Here is a 25,729-nt window from a genome sequence, read left to right on the forward strand (position 1 = left end):
TATGGGGGCTAGTAGCTCAATTGGTAGAGCGTCTCGCTGGCAGTGAGAAGGTAGCTGGTTCGATCCCAGTCTGGTCCACCATTTATTACAACAGGCGAACCATTGGACACAAGAAAGCCTGTTGGCTTTTGCAAACCAAAAAAACGGCCATCGGGTTTTGATCCCAATGGCTTAGACTGAGAGCCTTTAGTGCAAGCCCTTGGAAGTGACTACCTTTATAAGTTCAAGATTTCCAGCAATTCTAACTTTTTGACCAATCGCCAATCCACCAGCTTCAAGAACAGAATTATATTTTAATCCATAATCATATCGATCTACTTCTCCTTGAAACTTTAATCCAGCTCTTATTCCGCCCCATGGATCTTTAATAATTCCTCCAAATATCCCGTTGAAGACAACTTCTTTTTTTACTCCATGCATATCAAGAATTCCGTAAATTTTATATTTCCCATTTTTTAATTTTTCAAATTTCTTTCCAACAAACATAATTTGAGGAAATTTTTCAGCATCAAAAAACTCAGAACTTCGTAAATGCTCATCTCTTTTGCTATCATTTGTATTTATACTTTTAGTTTCTAGGACTATATTAAAAATTGCGTCTGTAAAATCTAGCTTATCTGATTTTATATCTGACTTAACATCATCAAATTTTCCTGAAACTTCTGAGACAACTAAGTGGTCAATATCAAATTTAATTATAGAATGTGATTTATCTAAACCCCAGACGATTTCTGCTGCAGAGACATTAAATGTTAAAAGTATTGTTAAAAATAAAATTTTCATATTTCCTCTTCTGGTTATTTAATTAATGGTAAATTTGCTTCGGCCCAGTCTTGTTTTCCACCTATATAACAATAGACGTTTTTGAAGCCCTTTTGAGTAAGCATGTCGGCAACTGTATGTGAGTTTTTACATGTTCTGCCTGCGCAATAAGTAATAATAGTTTGGTTTTCCTGAAGTCCTAATTTTTTATATAGCTCTTCAACTTCCCGCACATCAATATTAATGGCACCAGGGATATGACCATCGTCATAGTAATTTTTTGGAAGTGTCTCAATAAGTATTAAATCTTTGGTGCTACCCATCGAAATAATAAGTTCATTGCGGTTTATTTCTTTCATTAGTCCTCTTTGAAATGTAGTTGCAGGTGCAACTATATCATAACAGGTCTTGTTGCAAATGCAACTAAATCTGGTAAAATGAAGGAATGAGTAATAAACTATCTAAAACAGATTCATGGGCCATTCTATTAATAACTTATAACCGTGTGATTAAGGCCATCGAGAAAGAATTGAAGGATCATAATTTTCCTAACCTCGAATGGTACGATGTACTTTGGGCATTGGAACGATCTGCTGATGGTAAATTGAGATTTAATGAATTAGGTGAAAAAATTGATCTTGCCAAATATAATGTTTCTCGACTTGCTGAAAAATTGAGCAAGGAGGGCCTTATCAGAATCGAATCTTCTCTAGAAGATAAAAGAGGTCTTTTTGCAGTTATTACTGCAAAAGGGCTTAAGACTAGAATGAATATTTGGCAGGTTTACGAATCGGCCATTTTGAAAAATTTTGGAAGTAAACTTACTAATGAAGAACATTTACAATTAAAAAAAATATTATTAAAAATATAATTTTTATTTTAAAATTTAAAAGCTAAAGTTTTCTATTTTGAAAGTCAAGATGGGCGCATTGAACTTGAGCGATTGATAAAAAGTAAAGCGTCCGTCGATTTTCTAAGTCGATGGCCGGTTGTTATCTGCTTATTTTTTAATATGCCTTTTGAGAATGAACCTAGTTATTTGGAAGCAATTTTTCATAAACAAGAAACTGGCGATTATTTCTAATCCAATCTCTCTTTGTGTTTCGTTGGTACCCCAGCCTTTCATACAATCTGTGAGCACTCAGCATTTCAGGGTGAGTTGAAAGAACCAATTTTGAATATCCTAATGATTTAGCCTTTCTTTCGAATTCCATACATAACTTCTGTGCCAAGCCTACTCTTCGAGCTGAAGGATCAACTGCAAGTAGATGCGTCTCTGCTTCGTCACACTCGGCAACCTTTCGAAATAAATTATCAGGATGGGCACAAATAATTATTCCTAATAATTTTCCATTTTGTTCTCGAGCCAGAACAATCTCGCCTCTTTTTTTTACTTCATCTAGTATAAAAAATCTTTGCCCAACGGCAGGTTCAGTGAAGCCCTCTTCGCAGTAAACTTTAATAAGAAGGGAAAAAAATTCGTTCTCATCATTCTCGAAACCTTGATAGTTTTCTATATTTACATTTATTAAAACCTCTTAACTCATTATATACCAATCTCATAAAGGAACGATTGAAAACTAATTGATTAAATTCGGTTTCTGCTTTTGCCTTCTTAGCTTTTCAAAACGAAGATGCGAATAGAACTAAGTTAACGACTTTTTCCGTCGTATTCCTTAATGGTAATTGTCTTCAAATTGATCCCTTCAAGACATCTAAGATTGATGGCAACCACCTCCTTTGTCCCACCAGGGGCAATACCTTTACCAAATGAGAGTATCCCACAATTTTTGCAAAAATAATGATGAATCAATTTTTTATTGAATAAGTAATCTTGAAGTTCATTTTCTCCACATAGTAACTTGAATTGTGATTCAGGTATAAAATCGAGTAAACTACCACGCTTCATACATATTGAACAATTGCAGGAGATTGCATTTTTTAAATTCAATTCTACTTCATATTGCACTTTGCCGCAGTGACAGCCACCAAGATATTTTTTCATCCGATAATCTCCATTAATTTTTTTCCAGCGATTTGTTTCCAAGGCAAAAGCTAGAAATTTCATCTATAACCATCTGATCTGCTAATATTCTATTGTGACCTAAGCCTTGGGTCTTAATAAACCTAGCTTCTCGCCAGATTTTTTTCATTTCTTCAGCCTGACTTACTAATACCTCTTTATCATTTTGGTCATGGAAAATGAGGACGCTTTTTGAATCTATGCTTGCCATGTGGTGAGTATCGAGTTGAGTTTTGGCGTCGACCACTCCAGCTCTTTTGTCGACGATTTTCCAAAGCTCAGGAATAAGACGGGAAGAAAAACGAATTTTCTCCTCGAAAACTTCGATTAAATAATCAAATTTGGCAGGGGAGTTAATTGTTACTAGTTTCGATAGGGGGAATCCTTTAGTAAGTTTGGCGAGTGCAATAGTTAGGAATCCAGCTGAATGGCAAATGACGATTGGAGACAACAGATTCAATTTTTCATCTACTAACTTCAAAAATTCAGAGAATTCAAAAATATCGGATTCATCCCCAATGTTCTCTCCATGAGATGGCAAATCAAAGAAGACAATTTCGAATCCTTTTTGATGAAGAGCATCTCCAATTTTAATGAGTTGATCCCATCTTCCAGACCATCCATGAATGAGAACAACTTGGCCAATAAATGCTTCGTGCCGACGAACGTAAACCGGAAGTTTTTTTCCGCGATGTGAAACCTCAAATGGGATAGATTTTGAAATCCATTCGTCTCGCTTAGGATTCAGATTCGGCCTTGAAACCTTGAACCAAATGCCAGAAAAAATATGAGCAGCTACTTTTGGAAAATATTCACTTAAATATCTAATGGAAATGAGCTTAGCTAAAATTAAATTGCGATTAAAAAATGTATGAATACCGTTTCGCTTCATGTCTGCTCCTCAGATGGACTTCTTATTTGATACTGAATGAGTCCGAATTAATGTAACTATCATATCTCCGGAATCTAAAGTCAGAGAGGCATCGTTTTTTATTCGCGCTTGAAATTGAGAGCCCATTCCTTGGCTATAGATGAATGTCGATAAGGCCTTTGGATCAAAGTCCTTTCGGATTTCACCAATCTCTTGCCCTTCTACAATCTGTTGCTCGAGCCATAAAAGCCATTTTTCGACAAACTGTCGCATGCTTTTTTGAATCTCTCGTGACAAGACATGAGTATCCGTCGTTAATGCGAGCACAGGACAAACCTTTCGCTTGTCAGAAGTAAACGCATAAAAAACATCGAAAACTTTTCTGATTTTTTCAATAGGGGACAAAGAATGCACACTTTGAGACCACTCATCAAACATATTCCCATAGTTTTGAAGAATTGCGATCACCAACTTTTCTTTGCTGGCGAAGTGATCGTAAAGGCTAGGCTTTTTGATTTTCAAAATGTCTGCGATATCTTGAAAGCTAAATCCGTTGTATCCATGTTGTTGGATTAGCGCCCGACCTTCTTTTAGAATTTTTTCTTTGGTGTTGCCTCTTTTCATTTCTTGCCTACCTTTAGGAAGGATGATATCCTACCTAAAGGTAGGGGGCAATGTCTGATTTAAATTTTGATCATAAGGTAAATACGATGAACATACAAAAAATTGCGGCTTTCTCAGATGAAAATCAAGGTGGAAATCCTGCAGGAGTTTTAATCTCTGATCAATTATCTACTAACGCCGAAATGCAAAAGATTGCCTTAGACGTCGGGTTTTCAGAAACTGTTTTTGCAACTCCTATCTCTGAAGGGTGGAAAGTGCATTATTTCTCACCCGAATCAGAAGTCCCATTTTGTGGTCATGCCACAATTGCTCTTGGTGCAGCTCTTGCTTTGAGATACGGTAATGGCATATTTTCATTAACGCTCACTAATCAAACAAAGATCACTGTTGAAGGAACAATTGATGGATCTACAATTATGGCCGCACTACAATCACCTCCGACAAATAGTTTTAAAGCTGATCCATTATTAATTGCTGATGCTCTTTCTCTTTTTGGATATATGGAAAGTGATCTCGATTATCGAATACCGCCAGCTCTTATTCATGGTGGCTCTAATCATCTTGTTTTGGCCTTAAATTCTCGTTCTAAGCTGAAGTCAATGAAGTATGATCTTGATAAAGGCCGAACTCTTATGAATGAAAATTCTCTTGTTACTATTTTATTAGTTTATGCTGAAAGTGATCAGCTCTTTCATACACGTAATCCATTTGCCTCTGGTGGGATCTATGAAGATTCAGCGACAGGAGCAGCTACAGCAGCGTTGGGAGGTTATCTACGAGACTTAAACTGGCCTCACAAGGGGCACATCGACATAGTTCAAGGTGAGGATATGGGAATGCGTTCTAAGTTAAGAGCTGAAATTGGAAATATTGCTGGTAGTTCGATACGTGTATCTGGAACTGCTAGGATTATGTAATCTACAATTTAAGACATGCTAAACTGCTAAACTTCTTAAGAAAGCCCATCCATATTTAAAAATGTCGTTAATAACTCTACTTATGTCTTTTTTGACACTCGGAGAAGATCTTTCAATCGGATACAATGTAGGTACCTGGAGGTTTGAGATGTTAAAAATTCATCAAATTAGAAATGCAACAGTTGTTATTGAATGGAAAGAAAATTTTTTATTAGTCGATCCCATGCTTTCTCCGAAAGGAAAATTACCTAGCTTTAAGTATTTTACATTAAACCGACGAAGAAATCCTTTGGTTGAACTGCCAGATCTATTTCATCAATTAAAACCAAAAATTAATTCGGTACTCATTACTCATTGTCAAAAAGGGCATTTTGATCACCTCGATAGCTATGGATATAAATATCTGAATGAGACAGGTCTTCTAACTTATTGCTCTAAAAAAGATGAAAAGTTTTTATCTAAAAAAAATGTAAACGTTAAGAGTATTCAAGACAATGTTATAGCTCCTTTCCTAGGGGGGAGTATTGAAACAGTTGAAGCCCTTCATGGTAGAGGATTTATGGGAGCATTAATGGAACATGGGCGAGGCTACTTTATTCAATTTCCTGATGGGCCAGGATTATATATTATGGGTGATACTGTTTTAACCTCTGAAATAAAAAAATTTGTATTGGATAAAAAACCAGACATTATTATTGCACCAGCTGGCTCTGCCCGATTTGATATTGGTGACGAAATTATAATGACTCCAGTAGAATTAAAGGAGCTAGCGAATATTACTAGTGGAACTATTATCGCAAATCACTTGGAAGCCATTGATCATTGTAGACAGACACGATCGTCATTAAAAGAGTTTATTGATAATGAAAAATTAAGCCAAAGAATTTTAATTTTAGATGATGGTGAGACATATAGTTATCAGAAATAATCAAACTGAATTTCTAAACTCAGTTGGAGTAAGACCTGTAGATTTTCTGAAATTTCTTCTAAAGGAGCTGGTATCAAGGTACCCAACCTCGTGACAAATTTCATCAACTGTCAGCTTACTCTTTTGTAGAAAAGACTTTGCTCTGTCCATGCGGGCATCATTGATAAATTTAAGAGGGGTGGTTTTAAACTGAGTTTTAAACCATCTCAGAAATGTCCGTTCATGCATTCCTAAAAGTTTTGACATTGTTTTTATTGTTAACTCTTTTGCCAGATTGGTCTCTATTAGATCAATTAATTCATTTTCCTGATCATTCTTTGATTTAATGAGTGAGTTATCCATATAGGGAGACTGTTTGGTTCGCTGGCCATTAAAAAGAATTATTTTAGCGCATTTTTGGGCCATGGTGGGGGATAAAGATTGCTTTATGATATACAGACAAAGATCAATATAGGCCATAATTCCGGCAGCTGTAATAATTGATCGATCTTCAGTAATCATTTCATTTATGTCTAACTTAATCGAAGGAAACAATTCTTTAAATTCTTTTCTGTACCCCCAGTGGGTTGTTAGTTTTCGTGAACCAACTAATCCTGAAAAGGCGATTTGAAAGCTACCTGAACACACAGAGCAGATCTTTGTCTTGCTTAAATTGACTTTTTTTAACAGACTAATAATGGCCGGTCTCATCGTAAATGGCGCATCGATGATGGGAGGAATTATGAGATAGTCCGCATCTGAAATTTGACTAATTTTTTGAGGTTGGATAATTTTTACTTTAAAATAATCGCAACCAGTGAAGCGATTTAGGAGATTGAAAATATCTGCTATTCCCAAAACAGCTGATTCCATACACCCATCAATATTGAGCACGTAAATTGAAATTGGAAGTTTGTCTTTATTTGCACTCATAATGTCTTTTATGCCATTTTTTCCAATAGTTGTAAAGTGATAGAATAGATACATTAGAAATTGCACCCTTTAAATGGGCAACATTTGTTTTGGGGGTAGTTTTAACATGAAGCTTGAGACACTGAAAGTCTCGGTTTTGCTCAAGTAGCGAATTTTAGAGATGCTGGTTTTAAACTTAGTAAATGGTGGGATGTCGGCTATTGGCAGCTACAATTTCAAAAAACAATTAATCCCGAGCCATTAAAAAAAATTATTGTTTTTAATCCTCTAAGTGAAAATTCAAAGTTTACATAATCATATATATTAGTGAAAAATAAGGAGGTTCAAAATTAATATTTACCATAAAAACCACGCTCTTGTCTTGATTGATGCTCAAAAGGGATTTCTTGAATCTGATTACTGGGGAAAGCGCAATAATCCAAATTTGGAAAAAAATATTGAACATCTTTTGAAAATTTATCGTGAGTTAAAACTACCGGTGCTACACGTCCAGCATCTTTCGACTGAAGAAAAATCGCCTTTAAGTCCAGGTCAAAAAGGAGTCGAATTTATCTCGGAACTTGAGCCAGAATTCGGTGAACGTATTTTTCAAAAATCTGTGAATAGCGCATTTATCGGAACAAATTTAGAAAAATATTTAAAGTCTAATAAAATTAAGTCTCTCACAATGGCAGGCTTCACATCCGATCATTGCGTTTCCACCACTGCAAGGATGGCATCTAATTTGGGTTTCGATGTCTTGATTGCTCATGATGCTACAGCAACATTTGACCGAATTGGAATTGATGGAGCTATTCATCCTGCAGAGCTTGTTCATCAGATAAGTTTAGCCAGCCTCGATAAAGAATTTGCCAATATTTTATCTTGCTATGAGCTTGAAACAAATTTATTTTTCCCTACAAAATTCTAACCAACTGAAGGTCTTTAGAGATATCTTGTAAAGTGGAAAAAGTAAAAAAGATAGAATGCATGTGATAGTTTAAAAGGGGCCTTTGGGCCCCTTTTGTTTTTAGATTATATTCTTAAGAGTTTGTGAGCATGATAAGAATTGAAAGCATTTGTCTTGGAGTGACAAGTTCCCAAAATTTAGTAGATAGGCCCCCACCTAGGTGGAGGCAAGACCCTGTCGCACTAAAGTTTCAAACTGCTCGGTAACAAACATTGCTTGGCCCCAAGTCGATGACTGTGAATCTTTGATGAGATGTAATTGAGCCACATGCAGTTTGTGAAGAACCTTGGGAAGTTGTCCACTTCCTACGGCTAGTACTGCTAATGTTGCGGCGATTGCGATTAATTTGTCCATGTTATCCTTCTAAGGATCAAGTTTATTTTCTCTTATAATAATGGTGAGGATAGGGTGGTTTTCCTGTTGTATCGCGACGTCAACCATTTAACTAGATTCTTTTTAGTACTTAAGAAAATAATCATAAACATGTGAATATATTATTACCCGGGTAATATTGACAATCTAATATTACCCGGGTAATATTGGTCCATGAATAACGACAAAACGACATTTACAGCTTTTGAAGGTCACTCTCTAATTGCCTATGGAGACCTGGCAGAGGTTGTACTCAAAATTAAAAGTTCCATTGGTAAAGCATCAATCAGTACAATACTAATTTTCAGCGATATTACCGGTAAAACTATTGATTTCAATTTTCATGGAAGCAAGCAGGAAATTCTTAAAAGGCTGGAAGTCTATACGTCTGTTCAAGATGCCGGTCTTTCAAGCGGACCAGGAAGACCTAAACTTGGAGTGGTTTCAAGAGAAGTTTCTTTATTACCTCGTCACTGGGAGTGGTTGGCAACTCAACGTGGTGGAGCATCAGCAACGATTCGAATGCTAGTTGAAGATGCAATGAAAAAAGCTTCCAGTGGGCAGAGTGCTAAACAGGTTCAGGATAGGGTCTATCAGATCATGTCTGTTCTGGCCGGTGATTTAAGTGACTATGAAGAAGCTTTAAGAGCAATGTATAAAAAAGATAAAAAATCTTTTTTAGGGTTTATCGGGAATTGGCCTAACGATGTTCAGAATTATTTGTTGAAATCTTCTAAGGAAATTTTCGAGGTATAAAATGATAAAACATGTATCAGACACTTCTGCATGGGTTGCTTATTATAGAGCACTTGAAACAGAGAGAAGTGATTCCATTTTTAAGGACAATTTTGCAAGACTCCTTCTTGGATACAGATCAACTGAATTTGCAAGGGTGCAGTCTAACGTGAATAAGTGGACGAACTGGACTGTTGTCATGAGAACTTTCATTATTGATAACATGATCAGAGATTTAATCTCACAAGGTCATACAACTTTTGTGAACCTTGGGGCAGGTCTCGATAGCAGACCATATAGAATGCAGTTGGATTCAAAAATTAAATGGATTGAAGTAGATTTTCCACATTTGATTGAAGAAAAAAATAAGGTTCTATCAATCTTTAATCCAAGTTGTGATCTGGAAAGAGTTGCCCTGGATTTATCAAAACACGATGAAAGAATTGCATTACTTGAATCTTTAAGTGAGAGATTTGAAACGATTGTGGTTTTAACAGAAGGTGTTTTGCCATATTTAAGTGAAGAAGAGGTATCAGAGTTATCTGACGACATGATGAGGTTTCCATCTTTTAAATTCTGGATTTGCGAATACTTTTCACCAAAGTCTTATCATGTCTTAAAAAATCCAAAACAAATGAAAGTTCTTAAGCACACTCCGTTTAAATTTTTTCCGGAAGTATGGATGGATTTTTTTAAGAGCAGGGGATGGAAATTAGTAGAGATAAAATATTATGTTGATACCTCAGAGCAGCTTGGAAGAGCGACTCCGCTTCCAGCGATTTTTAAACTAATTTCTTTTTTTATGGGAAAAAAATGGGCACTGCCCTTTAGAAGAATGTCCGGTTATATAATGTGGAAAAGATAAACGTTTAAGAATTAAAGCTAAGAAGGTTTGGGCATTAGCATAAATCCTTTCAGTATGAAATAATGATTAAGCTCAAGAAATGACTAATTACTAATGAGAATCAAGATGATCGTTTTTAAAACAGCTCTACTATTTATTTTTACAGCTATCGCAGAAATTATTGGTTGTTATTACCAGCAAGCTTGAGTCTTGCTTTGTTTGCTTTGCTACTGACTCTTCATGATACGAGTGCTGGTAGAACATACGCTGTTTATGGGCTTTGAGGTTGGCTTGAAGAAAAATTAAGGTTTTTCTGCTGGTCAAATTTTAGTAGGTATATGGCGCAATAAGGAAACCATAAGATTCAAAGATTGAGTAAAAGTATGATGCTTATTAATTTTTCATGTGAAACAATTTTAATGAATGATTGTTAGATTAAACATTAGAGTTAACTGGTGAGCGGGAAAAATGACAAAAAATTTTATTAAAATTTTCATATTCAGTATCATTTTTATTATTGGAACATATTTTTACACAAGAAGTTCTATCTACCCAAATCTATTCGCAGTTTATGACATTACAGCTAAAATTAAAACCGATGTAAAACAAGACTTTTCAGGTGCAGTACTTATTAATTTAGATGAAGATCCTGACAATGAAATTTTCATCGCAGGTCATGGCAGCAGTAATCTTTTTCTCAAGTCCGTTAAAGATGAATTGATACCCATTAATATCCCCGAGCTTGAGGATTCAAAAGGACTTTCATTTTCTGTCACTGCTTGTGATTTAGACTATGATGGAAGAGATGAACTTTTAGTTATTAACCACTCACCTCTGGAAAATAGTGAATCGCAAAGTAAGGTGTTTAAATATTCCAACGGTAAGTGGGAAAATTTATTAACGGCGAGCGATCCTATTACATCGATTCTCAATAAAGGTTACTCTTCTACATGCATAGACAGAAAAGGTGACGGGAGATATGGCGTAGCCGTGGCCAGTGAAAATGGTAAGATCGCTTATATAGAAATGCAGAATTCTAAGTTTGTAGATATTGCTTCAGAGATTGGATTAGGTTTAACTTCAAAAGGAAGAAGTATTCTGGGTGTACCGGGGCCACTAGGATTTACAAATATTTTTGTCGGTAATGAAGGACCAAATTTTTATTTTAAAAATAATGGAGCAGGTTTTTTTACAGAAGTTGCTGAAAAAGTGGGATTAAGCGATCCTTTTCTAAATGCTCGAGGCATAAGCCTCATTGATCATAATAACGATGAAATAATAGACATCGTTTATGGAAATGATAAAGGACCTACAAGGCTTTATGAGCAAACTAGAGATGGTAAATTTATAGAGGTTACACCGGAAATAATGAAAAGGACTTATGCAGTCAATTCAGCAGTTGTAGGAGATTTTAATCTGGATGGTTTTGAAGATCTCTATTTAAATAATATTCGCGGACATAATAAAATATTTTCTCATTTCAAAGATAAATGGTTTGAACTGGATCGAGAAATATTTGAAGAAAAAGAATTATTTGGTATATCGACTATTGCTGGAGATTTAAATCATGATGGCAGCTATGATATACTTAATACTCATGGTGATAAAATTCTCTCCCCGATAACTCTGTATACAATAAAACCTGAAGGTGAGTGGATAAAGTTTTCTGCAAATTATCAATCAGGAACGATACCGAGAGGTATGACTATTGTTTTGAGAACCAATAAGCGTGTACAGGTTCGTGCCATTAGTTCAGGCTCGGGGAGATTTGCCAATTATGATCAGGAGGTCATTTTCGGTTTACTGAAAGATGAATCTGCTCAATCAGTGGAGGTCATTTTACCTTCAGGTAAAAGAGTAGAATATGGTGGGAAACTAGTTCAATCAAAGACAAATCATATGATAATTCCGTAAAAGCTTTTTACAAACAGATACGGCGCTATCCTATTGTCTTTTTTTAGTAGAGGCCGGAGTAGTGCCTTCGTCTTGATCTAGACTATCAATGGTTTTAATTTCAGATTTGTTTCGCATATCGATTTGGTTTTTAGCGTAAAGCATTCCTATAACAGCTAAAGCAATTCCAATATATCTAATGTATTTCATATTATTTTATAAACCCAGTAACTACAGCATCATCGCTTTAAACAACTCTTTTAATACTCTCATAGTTCGATAAAAAATTGATTTATTTTATCCATCTTCGTCGTTCCTTCCTTGTCTCGACACTCGGACAGGCCATGTACTTGTTTATATAGAAACTTTTAACCTATGAATAAAATTCAACATACTACATAAAATTTATCACTATGATATATAGGAAGCACTAACATACTATCTTTGGAGAATTTATGAAAAAGTTAACAACTCTTTTCTTTGCGTTCCTTATTTCAACTGGAGCTTATGCCGGGTGCTTACAAAAGGTAAAAGAAGAAATCAATAATACAAACACAACTCAGAATAAAAATATCAAATTGGTTACTCTGAAGAGTCAAATTTTAAAACCAGGTCAGGACAGTCTTGCTTACGGTGGAGAGTTTTATAATAATACAAACTCAAATGTAGAAGTGTTTTTTTTAACTGAATCAAATGGCTACTATAATAACTTTTCAGCTCTTCTTCTTGATGCTCAATCATGTACTATTGTTGCGAAACAATCACTTGGGGATGATGCCTAATTCTGTTTATAAAAGCTAAGACTTCATAACTAAACCGAGAATCTGTTGATTTAGTTATGAAGTGGTCTTAGTGTTAAGTTTGTCGGCCGCGCGACACAACCTGCAAGTGGAATATCTCATCCGTTATAATTTAATCATGCTTAAACCTATTCTTGACAAAAACCTCAATAAACTGTCAATTCAATAGGATAACTTTTTCATACCCTTTTAAAAAACTACCAAAACGTATTTTTCGGTCTTAAAAGAACTGCGTTTCGTAAACCTTAAAGGAGACGCATATGAAAACTAAAGTAAAACCCTTACTGCTTCTATCTCTAATGTCTATTTCACCACTTTCAGGACTCCACGCTCAAGAATTAGGTTCAGAACCAGTTGTGCTAACAACTAGTGCAAATGAATTTTTCGTGGCCTTAAATGGATTGAGAGTTCGCTCAACTCCTGAAGATGCCGGTAAAACAATGGGCGTATTAAGTCTGAATGAAAAAGTTCGTGTTGTAAGTCCTGAGCTTATTAATGGTAAGTATGTTCAAATCGAAATCATTGCAACTGCAAATAAAATTATTTCGGCAGAAAGATATTATGTTGTCCAAGAATATCTTTCTGCAAAAGTTATCGACTATAAAGAATTCGTTGGAAAATATTTTGTTGTCGTAAACGTTGCAACTGAAACTCTTAGACTTTATGAAAGACAATGTTTAGATAATTCTTGCCCAAGCAAGATGGTAATGGAAACTGAAGTCGTAGTAGGAGAAGACCGCGACCATCCAGCTGCTGAAAAAGGAAAAGGGCGATCAATTGTTGGTTCGTACCGTGTAACAGGTTGGACAAAATTCTATCAAGATGGCGGGGGACATTACCCATCATGGTATAAAGATGGATATCCGATGCCTCCAGAGATTGGAAATAACAATTGGAACGATTGGTTTAAGAAAAAATACATGCCAGAAGATGCTAACGGTGACAAACATGGGGCCATGAGAGGGGCCTTTGGTTGGTACACTGCTTTTGTTGCACCTGGGGCATTTGGGCAGTGGACTCATGGAACAATTGGTTGGGGAGAAAACAAAGATGAGTTTATCCAGCAAACTAAGAAATTTGTGGCAAACGTTGTTTCAAATCCAAGAAGCTCTGGATGCACAAGAAACAATAATGAAGCGATCGCTTTTCTAAGAGAGATGATTGAGACAGGAACGCCGATTATTAAAATTTATGCAAAAGAAGAACTTCTTGATAAAAAATTATCTGATTACACAGAAGAAACAAAGCCGTGGCAGTATATTTTAACTAAGAAAGCAGGAGAGAGATCTGGACGTGCAAGCGTTTTAAAATCTCTTGGAGTAACTGGCGCTGAAGCAGATATGTTCTGGAGCGCGAAGCGTGCTGGAAGCGACATGATTATTGATCCGGCAAGTTCGCTAAACCAGATTTTAGAAGTTGGAACTTATGATGTAGATGTAATGCCTACAGTGATTAAATACACTCCAGGTGAAGACATGGGAAAAATCAAGAGATCTGTAGGAAGAAAAGGGAATGTTTATGGAGTTAAATCTAAAGACATGTCTTCTGGTGTTTTTTATGTAGATGCTGGAGTTCTTGCTGATTATCATCACCCGAAAACGATCTTAGAAGTTTCTGGATTTGAAGATGAAGAAACTCCACCGTGGATGGATTCAAAAAATATTAAATAGTTAGTCAAAAGACCTGTTATCCAAGTGTAAAGAATACTTTGCACTTGGATTATTCGGAAGTTCGAAGCTTGTTCTATTTTTTAGTAACAGTCTCTTCTCTGAGAACTAATTTCGAGATGAAGAAAACGACAAGAGCGACAATAATAAAATCGACCAATGTACCTAATACTTTTCCATAGAAAATGCCGTTGTAACTTAGCTTTCTCACGTCATCGACATTGGCAGCTTTAAGGGCCGGTTGGAAAATAAGAGGCATAAGCAAATCATTAACAAGACTACTGATGAGGTCATTGAGTTTTCCTCCAATGACAACAGCGATGGCCAGGCCGATTACACTATACGCTTTTAGAAAATTATAAAATTCTTTTACCATACCATAAATCCTTAGAATAAAATTGAAGCTAATTTTAATATTGCTTGGACGCTTTTTAAATCCTTATCAGTCTATCGCTGGTGAAGGGGAAGCAAAAGAATATTATCAATTGAATTTTGATTTATTTCCTTGGAGTATTACTTTTTGGGGAGATGAGTTAAATTTGTCGATCACGCCCAGTTGAAAATCCATTCACTGCCTTTAACAGTGCCGGCACGACACAAACTACGACAACATTTAAATGTGCTCTTTGGAATAAATCCTATTTCTTTCTATTACAATTTAGTAATGATCAAAATCCCGTTTGAGAATAAAGACTATTAATGCTTTAATTCGCTAGAACTAATTAATACTTGTTCTGGAGATAATCATGAACACTGAAATTGATTCTAATAAACTTCCGCCGGTTGATATTTACTTTTGGATTATGATTATCACTGCGACGACTTTAGGTGAAACAGCAGGGGACTTACTTTCAATGACGATGAAAGTTGGATATGCATGGAGTTCGGTTATTTTAATTGCCCTCTTTGTTATTGCTTTAGGTGTCCAGCTTGTTTCAAAGAGCAAACACCGTGGTCTTTTTTGGACAGTTATTATTCTTACTAGTACAGCTGGAACTACGGTTTCAGACTATATAACAAGAAGTCTGGAACTGGGCTATACGCAGGGGTCATTACTCCTTTTGGCAATTCTAGTGGCAGTCTTTGGTTTATGGCGAATCAAAGCTAAAACACTTTCTATAGATAGTGTGAAAACTGTTCAGGTTGAAGCACTTTATTGGGCGGCGATTTTATTCTCCAGTACTCTTGGGACATCATTAGGAGATTTTTTATCTGATGATACCGGATTAAATCTTGGGTTTGGAGCAGGGACGGCATTGCTTGCTGCTTTATTGCTTTTGATTGCAGTCTTAACCCTTTTTACTAAAATGTCCCGCGTATTTTTATTCTGGGCCGCTATCATTGTGACTCACCCAATTGGTGCGTGTATGGGGGATTATCTCACTAAACCAACTGCCCTAGGGTTTGGACCTTTGTCATCTACCATTGGGCTGCTGCTATTATTTATTATGGTTGCTACAGCTATTGGGTATAAAAATAAAACAGTATAAGTTACTTCATTTAAATTAGATGGCCATGAGAACTGCACCGATGCCCACGAATAAAGTTCCTAGCCCCACTTTCCATGTTAATTTTTCTCCCAAGAAAAGTAATGCAAAAATGACTACAAAGACTACGCTTAGTTTATCGATAGGGGCCACTTTTGAAGCTGGCCCCATTTGTAAAGCTCGGTAATAGCATAACCATGAAAAGCCTGTAGCAATACCTGATAACACTAAAAAAATAATACTCTTAGTAGGCAGTGTATCTGGTTTAACCCATTCATTACGAGAGGTAATAAGCAAAGCACTCATTATGAGAATGACGATTGTTCTCAAAAATGTAGCAAGATTAGAATTCATATCATGAACTCCAATCTTTCCAAAGATTGCTGTAAGAGCTGCAAAAAAAGCAGAACCAAATGCAAATAGTTGCCATGAAAGTATCATGTGAGCTCCTTTGATTATTCTCAGTATAGTTTAAGTAATTTTATAGATAAGTAAATCTTCATATAACTACATTGCTTTCATTACAAGAATGCCATCTTTGTAGAAAAAAGAAGTAAATTTTTCTAAGCATGTTTAAAATATATTATTAATAGATCAGGAGTCATTATGAAATTTTTTAGCTTGCTATTATTTTTGAGTATCTCTGGGACAGCATTTGGGCAATTTGATTTCATGGATAACGGCGATCAACTCGGTCCATATCCGGTACTTGATTCAGTTGAAAATAAACAAGAAGTCGAACAGATGCTCTACCTTCAAAAAGTAAGAACCGGTGCCGATTGTGCAGAAGCTCAAGTGCAGGCCACGGCCAATCTGGCAACTTTGTTTGGTGGGAAAAATGGAGTGCTAAGTGACAATGAAATTGCTAAAGTTAAAAAGAAATTAACTATGGTTACTATTAAGACTGGTACTGAAATTTATTTTTCAAAGTCAGAGTTTAAACGTCCAAGGCCTTATTTAACTCATCCTGAAATTAAGCCTTGTGTAGACCTGGAAAGCAGTACCGCCTATCCAAGCGGACATTCAGCACTTGCTAGGGTTTATGCACGTATGCTGTCCGTTATTTATCCGGAAAGAAGCCTGCAATTTTTTGAAAGAGCCGATAAAGCGGCCTTCAATAGAGTGTTAGGTGGAGTTCATTACCCAAGCGATATTGTTGCTGGAAAAAAGTTAGGGGATGTTTTGGCCGATGGATATCTTTCAGACAGTGGATTACGCGAAGAGCTTGAAAGATTGGGCAGATAATTAACATTGCACGTTTGTAATTTATAATACCTAATTTTATTAATGAAAATTAGGTATAGTTTTACCAGCGTAAGCAATTTCAAAACCACAATTTACCATCCGGTTTAAATGCTGGCCTTATTTTTGGAATGGTCCATCAAATTTGTGATGCTCCTTCATGTTTTATGATTTTGCTGAAGTTTTGATAAGTATTTTGTCTTCACTCATTACAATGTTAATTTATTCCTACTATAATAAAAATATGAAACTAAAAATTACCCAATTTAAGCTTACCCTTCTTATCTCTATCTTGTTCACGTTATTTTATAACTTTACCTTCTTTAAGAAAACGCTGGCAATTTATCCTTTGACTCTACACAATGCTTTTTTTCTGGCTTCATTAGTCATTATTCTTACTACCGCTACAAATTTGATTTTTACTTTGCTCCTTTTAATTATGAATTCGGTTTTGAGACTGTTTAAAATTAAAGTGATCTATAAAAGATTTTTTTTGGTTATATTTTTCCTGGCAATGGCTGCAGCTTATGTAATGGATAGTTATGGAGTCGTCATAGATGACACGATGTTGTTAAATATCGTTAGAACTGATGCTAAAGAATCTTTGGACCTAATCACCTATAAACTATTATTTTACACTATTTTCCTTTTAATCATGCCAACGATCTTGATTTATAAAACTAAGATTGAAGAGCAATCGTTTAAAGAAGATGTCATTATACGATTAAAAACTCTAAGTATTTCTCTTATTCTTGTTTTTGTCATGCTCGTTGCGAATGGGAAGTTCTATGCTTCTTTTTTTCGTGAGCAAAAGCCATTGAGATATTATACCAATCCGACATATTGGATATATTCGATGGGAAAATTTGGAAGCAGCCTTTTTAAAAATCCAAACAAAGTTCTTCAGGCATTAGCTAGGGAATCAGTGATTTCTGCCCATGATCTTGACCGTGACTTGGTCATTCTTGTTGTTGGTGAAACTGCAAGAAGAGATAGATTTTCATTAAATGGCCATAAAAATGAGACAAATCCACTTCTTAAGAAGGAGGATGCTATAAGTTTTACAAATGTAACTTCATGTGGAACTTCAACGGCCATTTCTGTTCCTTGTATGTTTTCTCATTTTGGACGTACTAAATTTTCAGCGGATGAAGCAAACTCCACAGAAAATCTTTTAGACGTATTATCTCATACCAAAGATGTAAGTATCCTTTGGCGAGATAACAATTCCGATTCTAAAGGGGTTGCCTCTAGAGTTCAGTATGAAGATTATAAATCAGCGGCCACTAATAGTATTTGCGATCCAGAGTGCCGTGATGAGGGAATGCTGGTTGGTCTTCAGGATTATATTGATAAGACCAAGGAGAAGGATATTTTGATTGTTCTTCATCAAATGGGAAATCATGGTCCTGCCTATTATAAACGTTATCCTAAAAAATTTGAAATATTTACTCCCGTGTGTCAAACAAGTGAATTAGAGAAATGTACTAATGAAGAGATTGGTAATGCTTATGATAATGCAATTTTATACACGGATTTTTTCTTATCCAAAGTGATTAGTTTATTAAAAGATAATTCGGTTAAATTTAGTACATCGATGTTTTATATCAGTGATCATGGTGAATCTTTAGGGGAAAATGGAATTTATCTTCATGGTCTTCCTTATATGATGGCCCCAGATGTTCAAAAAGAAGTCGCTATGATTATGTGGTTTGGTGGAAAAATGGCCATAGAAACGGATTATGTTTCTCTTAAGAAGATCCTAAATGCCCCATATTCCCATGATAATGTTTTCCACACAGTTTTGGGAATGATGGAAGTTGAATCTTCTGCTTACAAACCGGAATTGGATATCTTACATGGAATTCATGTTCAACCAAGGGCAGAGGTTAAAAATTAGATCGTTGAAATTTGAATTTGTTAAAGCATAAAGCTACAATCCAAAATGAGGGATCATGAAAATACTATTTATTGAAGATGATATAAAATTATCAAGTTTTGTCATTCAAGCTTTGAGTGATGAGGGCTTCAGTGTAGATCATGCTAGCGATGGAGAATTAGGCCTTAAAATGATTGATGATCATGCTTATGACACAATCATTTTGGATTTGATGTTACCAAAGGTGGATGGCTCAAGCATTCTTGCTCACTTGCAGACAAAAACGAATCCACCTCCTGTTTTAATTTTAAGTGCAAAGCAATCAGTTGCCGATCGAGTAAAAGGCCTAAGAGAAGGCGGAGATGACTATCTAGTGAAGCCTTTTTCATTCACTGAACTTTTGGCCAGAGTTGAAGTCCTTCTCAGAAGAAACCATCGCAATATTCGTACAGCTCATTTAAGTTTCGAAGATATCGAGATTGATATTGATACACGCGAAGTAAAACGAGGTAATGTCAAAATTGAACTTCATCCAAGAGAGTTTGTTTTGTTGCACTACTTTATGACTCGACCAAATATTGTTGTAACTAAAACACAAATTCTCGAAAAGGCATGGGGTTATAATTTTGAACCTCAAACTAACGTAGTTGATGTGCTTGTTTGCAGACTAAGAAATAAGCTCGATAAGGACTTTGATATAAAAACGATACATACAATTCGTGGCGTGGGTTATGTTCTTAAAAAGGGTTAAGGCCCGCTTCAGTCAACTCAGTTATCGATTGGCCTTGACCTATCTGTTATTTTTCATTCCCTGTTATCTCATCACATTCGGTATTTTTTATGCATGGACTTCTGATTTTCTTCAAACGAGAGATCGTGACTTAATTGAGTCGAGAATGGGGCAGTATCAAGAAATTGTTGAAAGAGAAGGGATTGTAGGGCTAAAAAAGATCTATTTTGATACAAAGATGCGTTCTGGTTCTTCAAGATATCTTATTCAGCTCTACGACTTAAAAGGAAATGATTTATTTCTACATATGAGTGAGGAGCTTAATAAAGAATTTTCTAATATTGATTTTCAGTTGAAAAAATCTCTTGATTTAAAAAATGACAGCTGGTTTTACCTAGAATCTAAGGATCATGATGAAGATGCTGTTGAAGTTAAAACAGTTCTTCTGGCTAACGATCTTAGATTAAATGTAGGAGCTAGCACTGAAGAAAGAGATGAACTACTAGAAAAATTTCAAGTCATTTTTTTAACGATCTTTATACCTTTGCTTATTTCTTCAATTATATGCTCAATTCTAATCGCACAAAAATTTCTCAAACCAATTAGTAATCTTTCAGGACTCATAAAAAAAATTAAAGATGGCAACTTATCTCAAAGAGCAGTTGTCCCTAAGTTTAAAGACGAATTACATGAACTTGCAACTGCTTTCAATGATATGCTTTCCCAGATAGAATTTTTAATCGAGGCCATGAAAGACACTCTGGATAATGTGGCCCATGACTTGAGAACACCTATCGCCAGAGTAAGACTTGCAGCAGAGCTTGCATTAAAAAGTGAATCTCCTGAACAGTTAAAAATTGCAGCAGAAGAGAGTGTTGAAAATCTTGATGTCATTTTGAATATGATTCAAACGATTATGACAATGTCTGGATTAAATTCAAAAACTTTACAGTTAAAGAAAGAGCATTTTTATGCACTTCATATTATTGAAGAAGTGGTGGATTTATATCTTTTTGTTGCAGAAGAAAAACAAATTACGATATCAATTGAGTGCTCAGACAGTATTCAGGTTTTCGCAGACCGCTTTATGATACGGCAGGCCCTTGCTAATCTTATCGATAATGCAATTAAGTATTCATCAACTAATACCCATATTTCGATAGTGTGTTACGAAGAAGATCAAAGAATAATTTTTTTAATTAAAGATCAAGGCACAGGAATTTCAAGTGATGATACTCCTCGTATCTGGGAGAGACTATACCGCGGTGATAAGAGTCGCAGTGAAAAAGGTTTTGGCCTGGGACTAAGTCTCGTTAAGATCTTTATTGAATCAAATGACGGCAACGTCTCTTTAGAAAGTACTTCAGATAAAGGTAGTGTTTTTAAATTTTCTCTTCCTAATGACTAGAGTGACGATTACTGCACAATACTCACAAAAAGCTTAGATGCAATAAAGAGCACCCTTCTTTAAACTTGCGAGTAATAAATTTGATTGAGAAAAAGAAATTGCTGCGCAGACTTTTTACATGTTTAATAAAATCAATAGATTGAGGTCTGGCTTTAGATAACACCTTCATTGACAAGAATCCTTCTTAGTTTAAAATTATGGAATGAAGCGATTAAAATTTTCAGCGGCACTATTCATCTTATCTACAACTGCTTATTCTCAGCATTTTGATCCAGGAGTTATCCATCTCTTAAATCCTGAAAATTATCCGTCTCCGCAAGCGATCCGTTGTAATCTTCTTGGAGATAGCACTGATAAAAATAAAACAGCTTCCAGAGATTTAAACGATTGTGCCATGGCCCTTTGTGGTCTTCCGTCAAAAAATCCGAACGTGTTTATCACAAATAATAATTTTCAAAATTACGTCACTCCTGAATTGGAAAAAACACTCAGCAAGAAAATTAACCCGAAACTTGACCTTGCTTTAAAGAGAATTAAAAAAGACAGGATTGAGCAGATTAAGAATATTGAAAAGAAGCTTCTTTCAAATGGAGTGGTGAAAATCAATATGAAGGGGATGGATCCATTATTTAATACCTCTTTGTCAGATGAAGTTTTTTTTCCCTATGTGAAAAAAGATATAAGTATGAAGCGTCCTCTCAAAGAGAGAGTGAAGGTCATAGTCACTCCTCCTCAGGATGCTTCTGAAGAATTCAAGAATCAGTTGAATAAGTATGCTCAGGGGTATGAAAAATTTATTAAGTACAATTCGGGATCAGTGCAAGAGTATGCAAATGAGAAAGAAGAGTCTGTTATCGCAAAAGAGTACTACTCATTAGTTAAAAAATCTTATATGGATATCAGGAAATCGATTCCAGCTGATCAAAGAAAAGAATTGGATGAAAGAGTTAAGGATTTTGATCGCAGAGATATTTCGCTTTATGATGTGAGTGATTTTGAAGTTGGGCTAAGTAATAGCAGTGCCGGATACAAAACAGTCAATGCTCCTGCCACTTGTAAAGACGAAGTGGCCTGCCAGAAAATATTTGAGGACTACTTATCTTCTAATAAAAATATTAGCAATATCCTTTCATCGTTAAAAAAAGATTTAAATGACCCTGAAGTGCTTAAACAAGAAAAGTTAAAATGCAATGCCGGGATTATCAATGCATCTTCAAATGCTTCTAATGAAAAAAATGCCAAGGCCATATTTGCTAAAGTAAAAAAGCAGATGGAAGAAAAAGTTTTCTCAAAATTTTCAGCTCATTCAAGAGGCATTATTAAAAGACATTTTGATAATAGTATCAATGCCAATAACGAAAAATCGGATCCACTCCACAGAGAAGAAGGAGAGGACGATTCTACTTTAAGAGAGCTTGACGTTGCGGCGAACGAAAATCTCACACAAAATATTGCAACTCAGGAAGATGCCTATAATGAATTGGTAAAACTCCAAGACTCTGGCGTCTATGATGTGGGGATGAGTTTATGTCAGGGGGCACAGAATATCGCTTGGGATGCCTTTATGCCTTATAAGAACTTTGAGGAAGACGAGACACTTTCTTCAGTTTATGGAGGGATGGATCAGATGTTTGTTTCTCCTTTTACAACTCTTAATGAAAAAGCGGGTAGAGCTATTGTGGCCCATGAATTAGGGCATGCTATGTCTTATGTTTTTCAGGATGCTGACATGAGTGAATCATCGGCAGCAACCTATAAAAAAATCAGAATGTGTGCGACAGAAAATTACCTGGAAAATACTAAAAAAGATGGAAGCGAAGGGCGCAATACTGAAGAGGACACTGCCGACTTAATTGCTTACATGACTTATCAAAATGAAAAAGAAGTTTTTCTCTGTGCACTTTTACAACCGTCTAGTGATGCAAAGTCATATGTTAATTTAGAGTTTTTGGAAAAAAATACTCAAGATACACATTCAACAAGTTTGTACCGCGCTTACCTTGAAGCGATTAATAAAGGTCTGCCAACTCCTATTTCCTGCCAAAAATCGTTTGAACGCCATGCTGATGTGTTGAGTGCAAAAAAATGTATATAAATAAATTTTTGATCTTTTGTTTTTTTTCACTTTTTTCATGGACGATAATGGCCCATGAGCTTGAAGTTAAAGATAAGTTTTTCACTTACAATTTAAGTGTTGAAGAAGGTTTTATTCGTTTTAAGACGGTAAATAGCAATGTTTCAATCGAAAGGCAAAAGTGCAGTGCTCATATTGTTGATAGATTTGGAAAGTTGTTTGATCGTACTATGAAAGATCCATTGGCCCAGGCCCAACGTTCAGGTTCGCTTGAAGTAAAATTCGATTCGACTTCAGGTTATGTTCATCCAAAAGGGCAGCGCGCGAAGTTTCTAAGATCGATGCCTAATCAGATTAAGCAACTGAAGATTGAAGAAGGACTTAATTGTCGTAAGTAGCTCTGAGATGGATCAAATATGAAAAATAATAAATACATTCAAATGGTAAAGTCACTTATGTCTATACCACTTTTCTTTGGAGTTTCTGCTTTAGTCGCAAGCTATTTAAAGAAATTTGATATTGTCGGTCCAGTTGGTAGCAATGGTAAGCCAATCTTTTCTCATTACTCTCATTTCGTTTCTTATGGTTTACTTGCTTTAATAGGGATCAGTTTAATTTACTGCCTCTTCCAAGCACTGAAAGTTAAGGGGTGGCAGAAATATGCACTAATAACTTTTATTGTTTTATTACTACCGGTTCAATATATATGGGTAATTGCTATGCAAGTATCTATCTTTGGAAAATAACTGGTCCATTTCACACTTAGGTTGCTTTAGAACGAGTTTTAGATTTGTGATCTAAGACTTCTTTTAAAACGACAGCATGATTGATTTTTTCATCATGAGCAGCATAAAGCAAAGTGACATTTCGTTTTGATGCGAGTTTTGCCAAGAATTCAATTTCTTTTTTTGCTTCTTCACTTTTCAATTCTTTTTTATAATCTTCTTTAAATTCACTAAACTTCGCTGGATCATGTGCAAAAGTTTTTCTAAGCTCCGAACTTGGACAAATTTCTTTTGGCCATTCATCAAAACTTAATTCGGTTTTTTTCATTCCTCTTGGCCATAGACGATCAACTAAGACGCGGTAGCCATCACTTTTATCTTGTGCTTCATAGACGCGTTTAATTTTTATCATAATAAACTCCATCGTTGAAAAACGAGACTATGCCATAGGCACAAGTCTCGTCCTCTAATAAATTATATTAAGAATTTTGTTCTTTAAATTTTCTCAGAATAGTTGGGTAAAGAACAAATGATAAACCAAAAATTAAGTGAGCAACCCAGTCCCAAAGAATGGGAACTTCACGATTCCAAATATCCACTCCCTGAAGAGTGTGGAAGACGGAAGGAATGACAACGTAAGGACCTACCATGGCCACAATTCCGAGAATAAGACCTGCAAAGAGTGCAGATTTAGGAATGGATAAATCCACCTTACTCGCAACCACGGCAAAGACAATACTCCAAAGAAGTGTTGGGCCGAGCTGGTGAAGAACAAGTCCGACTAAAACGGCCTTGAAGTTAAATCCTTGTAATGCGCTTTCTCCTAAAAGAGATGAGCCAATAACTTGAACTGGAAAAAGTGGGTTTTTTCCATAGACGAGCGCGAAGACGGCCATCATAGCGACGGCCATAACAAGACCTGCAATTTGTCCCGTCACGATAGATGATATAAATGCTTTTTTCTCAGTATGACTTTCTATTCTTGTCATCGTACCTGTATGCATAATTTTCTCCTGTTAAGTTCTATATAATTCTTTTGCAAATTAAGGACCGAGTTTAGATTCTGTCTTTTGAATATTAGCGAAGTATTCCTTCGCCAGTGTCTTCTATCTTCTGTAAAATTAGTGAAGCATGGATATTTTTTGAGGACAGGGTTTGGCCATTCATTTGCTTTTATTTTTATCTTTAATCAGTGCGAGTGCCTTCGCATTACCTGTTTATACAGTCGGCGTTGAAGACATTGATTATATGCCTATCTTTTCAAGCACACATAATCCAGAAAACTTTAAAGGTTATGCTCGTGACGTTCTCGACAGATTTGCGAAGTCAGAAAAAATTGAATTTCGATATGTTGCTCTTCCTGTCAAAAGGTTTATTTATGTTTATCAATCTGGAAAACTAGATTTTGCTTTCCCTGATAATCCCAACTGGAATCTTCCTAAAAAGGATAATTTAAATATCATTTACTCTAATCCTATTATTACTTTTCAGGATGCTATTTTTGTACGCCCGGAAAAACTAGGATTAGGAATAGAAAAAATGAAAGTATTGGGAACCTTAAAAGGTTTTAGTGCTTGGAAATTTCAGAAGTATATTGACTCAGGCAAAATGAGGGTAGAAAGCACCCATGCTCCAGAAAGTCTTATTCATATGGCCCTGCTTGGAAGAGTTGACGGAATCAATATGGCCCAGCAAGTAGCTCGTTATCATTTAAAAAAGATAGGTAATGAAAAAGGTCTCGTGCCTGATCCTCAACTTTTACCATCACAAGATAGTTATTATTATTTTTCGACTTTACATCATCCTGAAATTATCAAAAAACTAAACCTTTTTTTAAAAAAAGATGCGGCCAATATCCATGAGCTAAAAAATAAATATGGTCTTTGA

The 25,729-nt window shown here is 35.6% G+C and carries 32 protein-coding genes, 1 tRNA gene and 1 pseudogene; 21 read left to right on the forward strand and 13 right to left on the reverse strand.

Annotation, left to right across the window (positions count from 1 at the left end; genetic code table 11):
- Positions 1-5 precede the first annotated feature (5 nt).
- Positions 6-81: transfer RNA gene (locus tag SHI21_RS07115), tRNA-Ala, on the forward strand.
- A 105-nt stretch (positions 82-186) separates the two neighbouring features.
- Here the strand turns inward: SHI21_RS07115 and SHI21_RS07120 are convergent.
- Together SHI21_RS07120 and SHI21_RS07125 are read right to left on the reverse strand one after the other, a co-directional pair.
- On the reverse strand, positions 187-783 hold the full coding sequence (locus tag SHI21_RS07120; RefSeq protein ID WP_323575606.1) for a YceI family protein: 597 nt from the start codon (positions 781-783) through the stop codon (positions 187-189).
- A gap of 14 nt (positions 784-797) precedes the next feature.
- On the reverse strand, positions 798-1,121 hold the full coding sequence (locus tag SHI21_RS07125; RefSeq protein WP_323575607.1) for a rhodanese-like domain-containing protein: 324 nt from the start codon (positions 1,119-1,121) through the stop codon (positions 798-800).
- An 86-nt stretch (positions 1,122-1,207) separates the two neighbouring features.
- Between SHI21_RS07125 and SHI21_RS07130 the strand changes: the two genes are divergently transcribed.
- A complete protein-coding gene (locus SHI21_RS07130) occupies positions 1,208-1,633 on the forward strand; it encodes a MarR family winged helix-turn-helix transcriptional regulator (RefSeq protein WP_323575608.1) in 426 nt (141 codons plus the stop codon).
- 160 nt (positions 1,634-1,793) lie between these two features.
- Here SHI21_RS07130 and SHI21_RS07135 read toward each other — a convergent pair whose 3' ends face one another.
- From SHI21_RS07135 to SHI21_RS07150, 4 genes are all read right to left on the reverse strand, one after another.
- On the reverse strand, positions 1,794-2,291 hold the full coding sequence (locus tag SHI21_RS07135; RefSeq protein WP_323576262.1) for a GNAT family N-acetyltransferase: 498 nt from the start codon (positions 2,289-2,291) through the stop codon (positions 1,794-1,796).
- A 122-nt stretch (positions 2,292-2,413) separates the two neighbouring features.
- Positions 2,414-2,830, reverse strand: a complete 417-nt coding sequence (locus tag SHI21_RS07140) for a GFA family protein (RefSeq protein WP_323575609.1) — start codon at positions 2,828-2,830, stop codon at positions 2,414-2,416.
- Positions 2,781-3,677, reverse strand: a complete 897-nt coding sequence (locus tag SHI21_RS07145; protein ID WP_323575610.1) for an alpha/beta hydrolase — start codon at positions 3,675-3,677, stop codon at positions 2,781-2,783. Before SHI21_RS07145 ends, SHI21_RS07140 begins: the two co-directional genes overlap by 50 nt.
- A 9-nt stretch (positions 3,678-3,686) precedes the next feature.
- A complete protein-coding gene (locus SHI21_RS07150) occupies positions 3,687-4,280 on the reverse strand; it encodes a TetR/AcrR family transcriptional regulator (protein WP_323575611.1) in 594 nt (197 codons plus the stop codon).
- An 86-nt stretch (positions 4,281-4,366) separates the two neighbouring features.
- Between SHI21_RS07150 and SHI21_RS07155 the strand changes: the two genes are divergently transcribed.
- Both SHI21_RS07155 and SHI21_RS07160 read left to right on the forward strand, forming a co-directional pair.
- Entirely contained in the window at positions 4,367-5,197 is an 831-nt protein-coding gene (locus tag SHI21_RS07155; RefSeq protein ID WP_410198813.1) for a PhzF family phenazine biosynthesis protein, read from the forward strand.
- A gap of 148 nt (positions 5,198-5,345) precedes the next feature.
- Complete coding sequence (locus SHI21_RS07160) at positions 5,346-6,125, forward strand: MBL fold metallo-hydrolase (protein WP_323575613.1); 780 nt, start codon at positions 5,346-5,348, stop codon at positions 6,123-6,125.
- On the opposite strand, the gene SHI21_RS07165 is transcribed toward SHI21_RS07160, so the two are convergent.
- Positions 6,126-7,037, reverse strand: a complete 912-nt coding sequence (locus tag SHI21_RS07165) for a GlxA family transcriptional regulator (RefSeq protein ID WP_323575614.1) — start codon at positions 7,035-7,037, stop codon at positions 6,126-6,128.
- A gap of 361 nt (positions 7,038-7,398) precedes the next feature.
- Between SHI21_RS07165 and SHI21_RS07170 the strand changes: the two genes are divergently transcribed.
- Positions 7,399-7,947 (forward strand): cysteine hydrolase family protein, encoded by a 549-nt coding sequence (locus SHI21_RS07170; protein WP_323575615.1) that lies wholly within the window; start codon positions 7,399-7,401, stop codon positions 7,945-7,947.
- A 195-nt stretch (positions 7,948-8,142) separates the two neighbouring features.
- Here SHI21_RS07170 and SHI21_RS07175 read toward each other — a convergent pair whose 3' ends face one another.
- Positions 8,143-8,340, reverse strand: a complete 198-nt coding sequence (locus SHI21_RS07175) for a hypothetical protein (protein WP_323575616.1) — start codon at positions 8,338-8,340, stop codon at positions 8,143-8,145.
- 192 nt (positions 8,341-8,532) lie between these two features.
- Here SHI21_RS07175 and SHI21_RS07180 point away from each other — a divergent pair, with 192 nt between their 5' ends.
- From SHI21_RS07180 to SHI21_RS07195, 4 genes and pseudogenes are all read left to right on the forward strand, one after another.
- Positions 8,533-9,114, forward strand: a complete 582-nt coding sequence (locus tag SHI21_RS07180; protein WP_323575617.1) for a DUF2239 family protein — start codon at positions 8,533-8,535, stop codon at positions 9,112-9,114.
- A gap of 1 nt (position 9,115) precedes the next feature.
- Entirely contained in the window at positions 9,116-9,958 is an 843-nt protein-coding gene (locus SHI21_RS07185) for a class I SAM-dependent methyltransferase (RefSeq protein WP_323575618.1), read from the forward strand.
- A gap of 105 nt (positions 9,959-10,063) precedes the next feature.
- Positions 10,064-10,215, forward strand: a pseudogene (locus SHI21_RS07190) (YnfA family protein); the annotation flags it as partial.
- Between the two features lie 190 nt (positions 10,216-10,405).
- Positions 10,406-11,851 (forward strand): CRTAC1 family protein, encoded by a 1,446-nt coding sequence (locus SHI21_RS07195; protein ID WP_323575620.1) that lies wholly within the window; start codon positions 10,406-10,408, stop codon positions 11,849-11,851.
- Positions 11,852-11,881: 30 nt separating this feature from the next.
- Here SHI21_RS07195 and SHI21_RS07200 read toward each other — a convergent pair whose 3' ends face one another.
- Positions 11,882-12,040, reverse strand: coding sequence for a hypothetical protein (locus tag SHI21_RS07200; protein ID WP_323575621.1), 159 nt, complete (start codon positions 12,038-12,040; stop codon positions 11,882-11,884).
- A 245-nt stretch (positions 12,041-12,285) separates the two neighbouring features.
- Between SHI21_RS07200 and SHI21_RS07205 the strand changes: the two genes are divergently transcribed.
- Together SHI21_RS07205 and SHI21_RS07210 are read left to right on the forward strand one after the other, a co-directional pair.
- The gene (locus SHI21_RS07205) at positions 12,286-12,612 is read left to right on the forward strand and encodes a hypothetical protein (protein ID WP_323575622.1); all 327 of its coding nucleotides are present in this window, start codon (positions 12,286-12,288) and stop codon (positions 12,610-12,612) included.
- 278 nt (positions 12,613-12,890) lie between these two features.
- Positions 12,891-14,300: a L,D-transpeptidase gene (locus tag SHI21_RS07210; RefSeq protein WP_323575623.1), complete on the forward strand. Its 1,410-nt coding sequence runs from the start codon at positions 12,891-12,893 to the stop codon at positions 14,298-14,300.
- A 73-nt stretch (positions 14,301-14,373) separates the two neighbouring features.
- On the opposite strand, the gene SHI21_RS07215 is transcribed toward SHI21_RS07210, so the two are convergent.
- Complete coding sequence (locus SHI21_RS07215; protein WP_323575624.1) at positions 14,374-14,673, reverse strand: large conductance mechanosensitive channel protein MscL; 300 nt, start codon at positions 14,671-14,673, stop codon at positions 14,374-14,376.
- Between the two features lie 22 nt (positions 14,674-14,695).
- On the opposite strand from SHI21_RS07215, the gene SHI21_RS07220 reads away from it, so the two are divergent.
- Both SHI21_RS07220 and SHI21_RS07225 read left to right on the forward strand, forming a co-directional pair.
- A complete protein-coding gene (locus SHI21_RS07220; protein ID WP_323575625.1) occupies positions 14,696-14,857 on the forward strand; it encodes a hypothetical protein in 162 nt (53 codons plus the stop codon).
- Between the two features lie 186 nt (positions 14,858-15,043).
- The gene (locus SHI21_RS07225) at positions 15,044-15,787 is read left to right on the forward strand and encodes a COG4705 family protein (RefSeq protein WP_323575626.1); all 744 of its coding nucleotides are present in this window, start codon (positions 15,044-15,046) and stop codon (positions 15,785-15,787) included.
- A 15-nt stretch (positions 15,788-15,802) separates the two neighbouring features.
- Here the strand turns inward: SHI21_RS07225 and SHI21_RS07230 are convergent, their stop codons facing one another.
- The gene (locus tag SHI21_RS07230) at positions 15,803-16,225 is read right to left on the reverse strand and encodes an EamA family transporter (protein WP_323575627.1); all 423 of its coding nucleotides are present in this window, start codon (positions 16,223-16,225) and stop codon (positions 15,803-15,805) included.
- Between the two features lie 165 nt (positions 16,226-16,390).
- Here SHI21_RS07230 and SHI21_RS07235 point away from each other — a divergent pair, with 165 nt between their 5' ends.
- The 7 genes from SHI21_RS07235 to SHI21_RS07265 all read left to right on the forward strand — a co-directional run bounded on the left by SHI21_RS07235 (position 16,391) and on the right by SHI21_RS07265 (position 23,863).
- Positions 16,391-17,029 (forward strand): phosphatase PAP2 family protein, encoded by a 639-nt coding sequence (locus SHI21_RS07235; protein ID WP_323575628.1) that lies wholly within the window; start codon positions 16,391-16,393, stop codon positions 17,027-17,029.
- Positions 17,030-17,270: 241 nt separating this feature from the next.
- Entirely contained in the window at positions 17,271-18,926 is a 1,656-nt protein-coding gene (locus SHI21_RS07240; protein WP_323575629.1) for a phosphoethanolamine transferase, read from the forward strand.
- Positions 18,927-18,981: 55 nt separating this feature from the next.
- Positions 18,982-19,656, forward strand: a complete 675-nt coding sequence (locus SHI21_RS07245) for a response regulator transcription factor (protein WP_323575630.1) — start codon at positions 18,982-18,984, stop codon at positions 19,654-19,656.
- Positions 19,637-21,043 (forward strand): HAMP domain-containing sensor histidine kinase, encoded by a 1,407-nt coding sequence (locus SHI21_RS07250; protein WP_323575631.1) that lies wholly within the window; start codon positions 19,637-19,639, stop codon positions 21,041-21,043. The genes SHI21_RS07245 and SHI21_RS07250 overlap by 20 nt, the downstream gene beginning before the upstream one ends.
- Positions 21,044-21,245: 202 nt before the next feature.
- Entirely contained in the window at positions 21,246-23,138 is a 1,893-nt protein-coding gene (locus SHI21_RS07255; protein WP_323575632.1) for a hypothetical protein, read from the forward strand.
- A 47-nt stretch (positions 23,139-23,185) separates the two neighbouring features.
- Entirely contained in the window at positions 23,186-23,515 is a 330-nt protein-coding gene (locus SHI21_RS07260; protein ID WP_323575633.1) for a hypothetical protein, read from the forward strand.
- A gap of 18 nt (positions 23,516-23,533) precedes the next feature.
- Positions 23,534-23,863, forward strand: a complete 330-nt coding sequence (locus tag SHI21_RS07265; protein WP_323575634.1) for a hypothetical protein — start codon at positions 23,534-23,536, stop codon at positions 23,861-23,863.
- Between the two features lie 16 nt (positions 23,864-23,879).
- Here the strand turns inward: SHI21_RS07265 and SHI21_RS07270 are convergent, their stop codons facing one another.
- Together SHI21_RS07270 and SHI21_RS07275 are read right to left on the reverse strand one after the other, a co-directional pair.
- Positions 23,880-24,254: a DUF488 domain-containing protein gene (locus tag SHI21_RS07270; protein ID WP_323575635.1), complete on the reverse strand. Its 375-nt coding sequence runs from the start codon at positions 24,252-24,254 to the stop codon at positions 23,880-23,882.
- A gap of 67 nt (positions 24,255-24,321) precedes the next feature.
- A complete protein-coding gene (locus SHI21_RS07275; RefSeq protein WP_323575636.1) occupies positions 24,322-24,846 on the reverse strand; it encodes a hypothetical protein in 525 nt (174 codons plus the stop codon).
- A gap of 163 nt (positions 24,847-25,009) precedes the next feature.
- Between SHI21_RS07275 and SHI21_RS07280 the strand changes: the two genes are divergently transcribed.
- Positions 25,010-25,729 (forward strand): substrate-binding periplasmic protein, encoded by a 720-nt coding sequence (locus SHI21_RS07280; RefSeq protein ID WP_323575638.1) that lies wholly within the window; start codon positions 25,010-25,012, stop codon positions 25,727-25,729.

Origin of the sequence: Bacteriovorax sp. PP10 (genome assembly GCF_035013165.1) — a bacterium.
Classification (GTDB): Bacteria; Bdellovibrionota; Bacteriovoracia; order Bacteriovoracales; family Bacteriovoracaceae; genus Bacteriovorax; species Bacteriovorax antarcticus.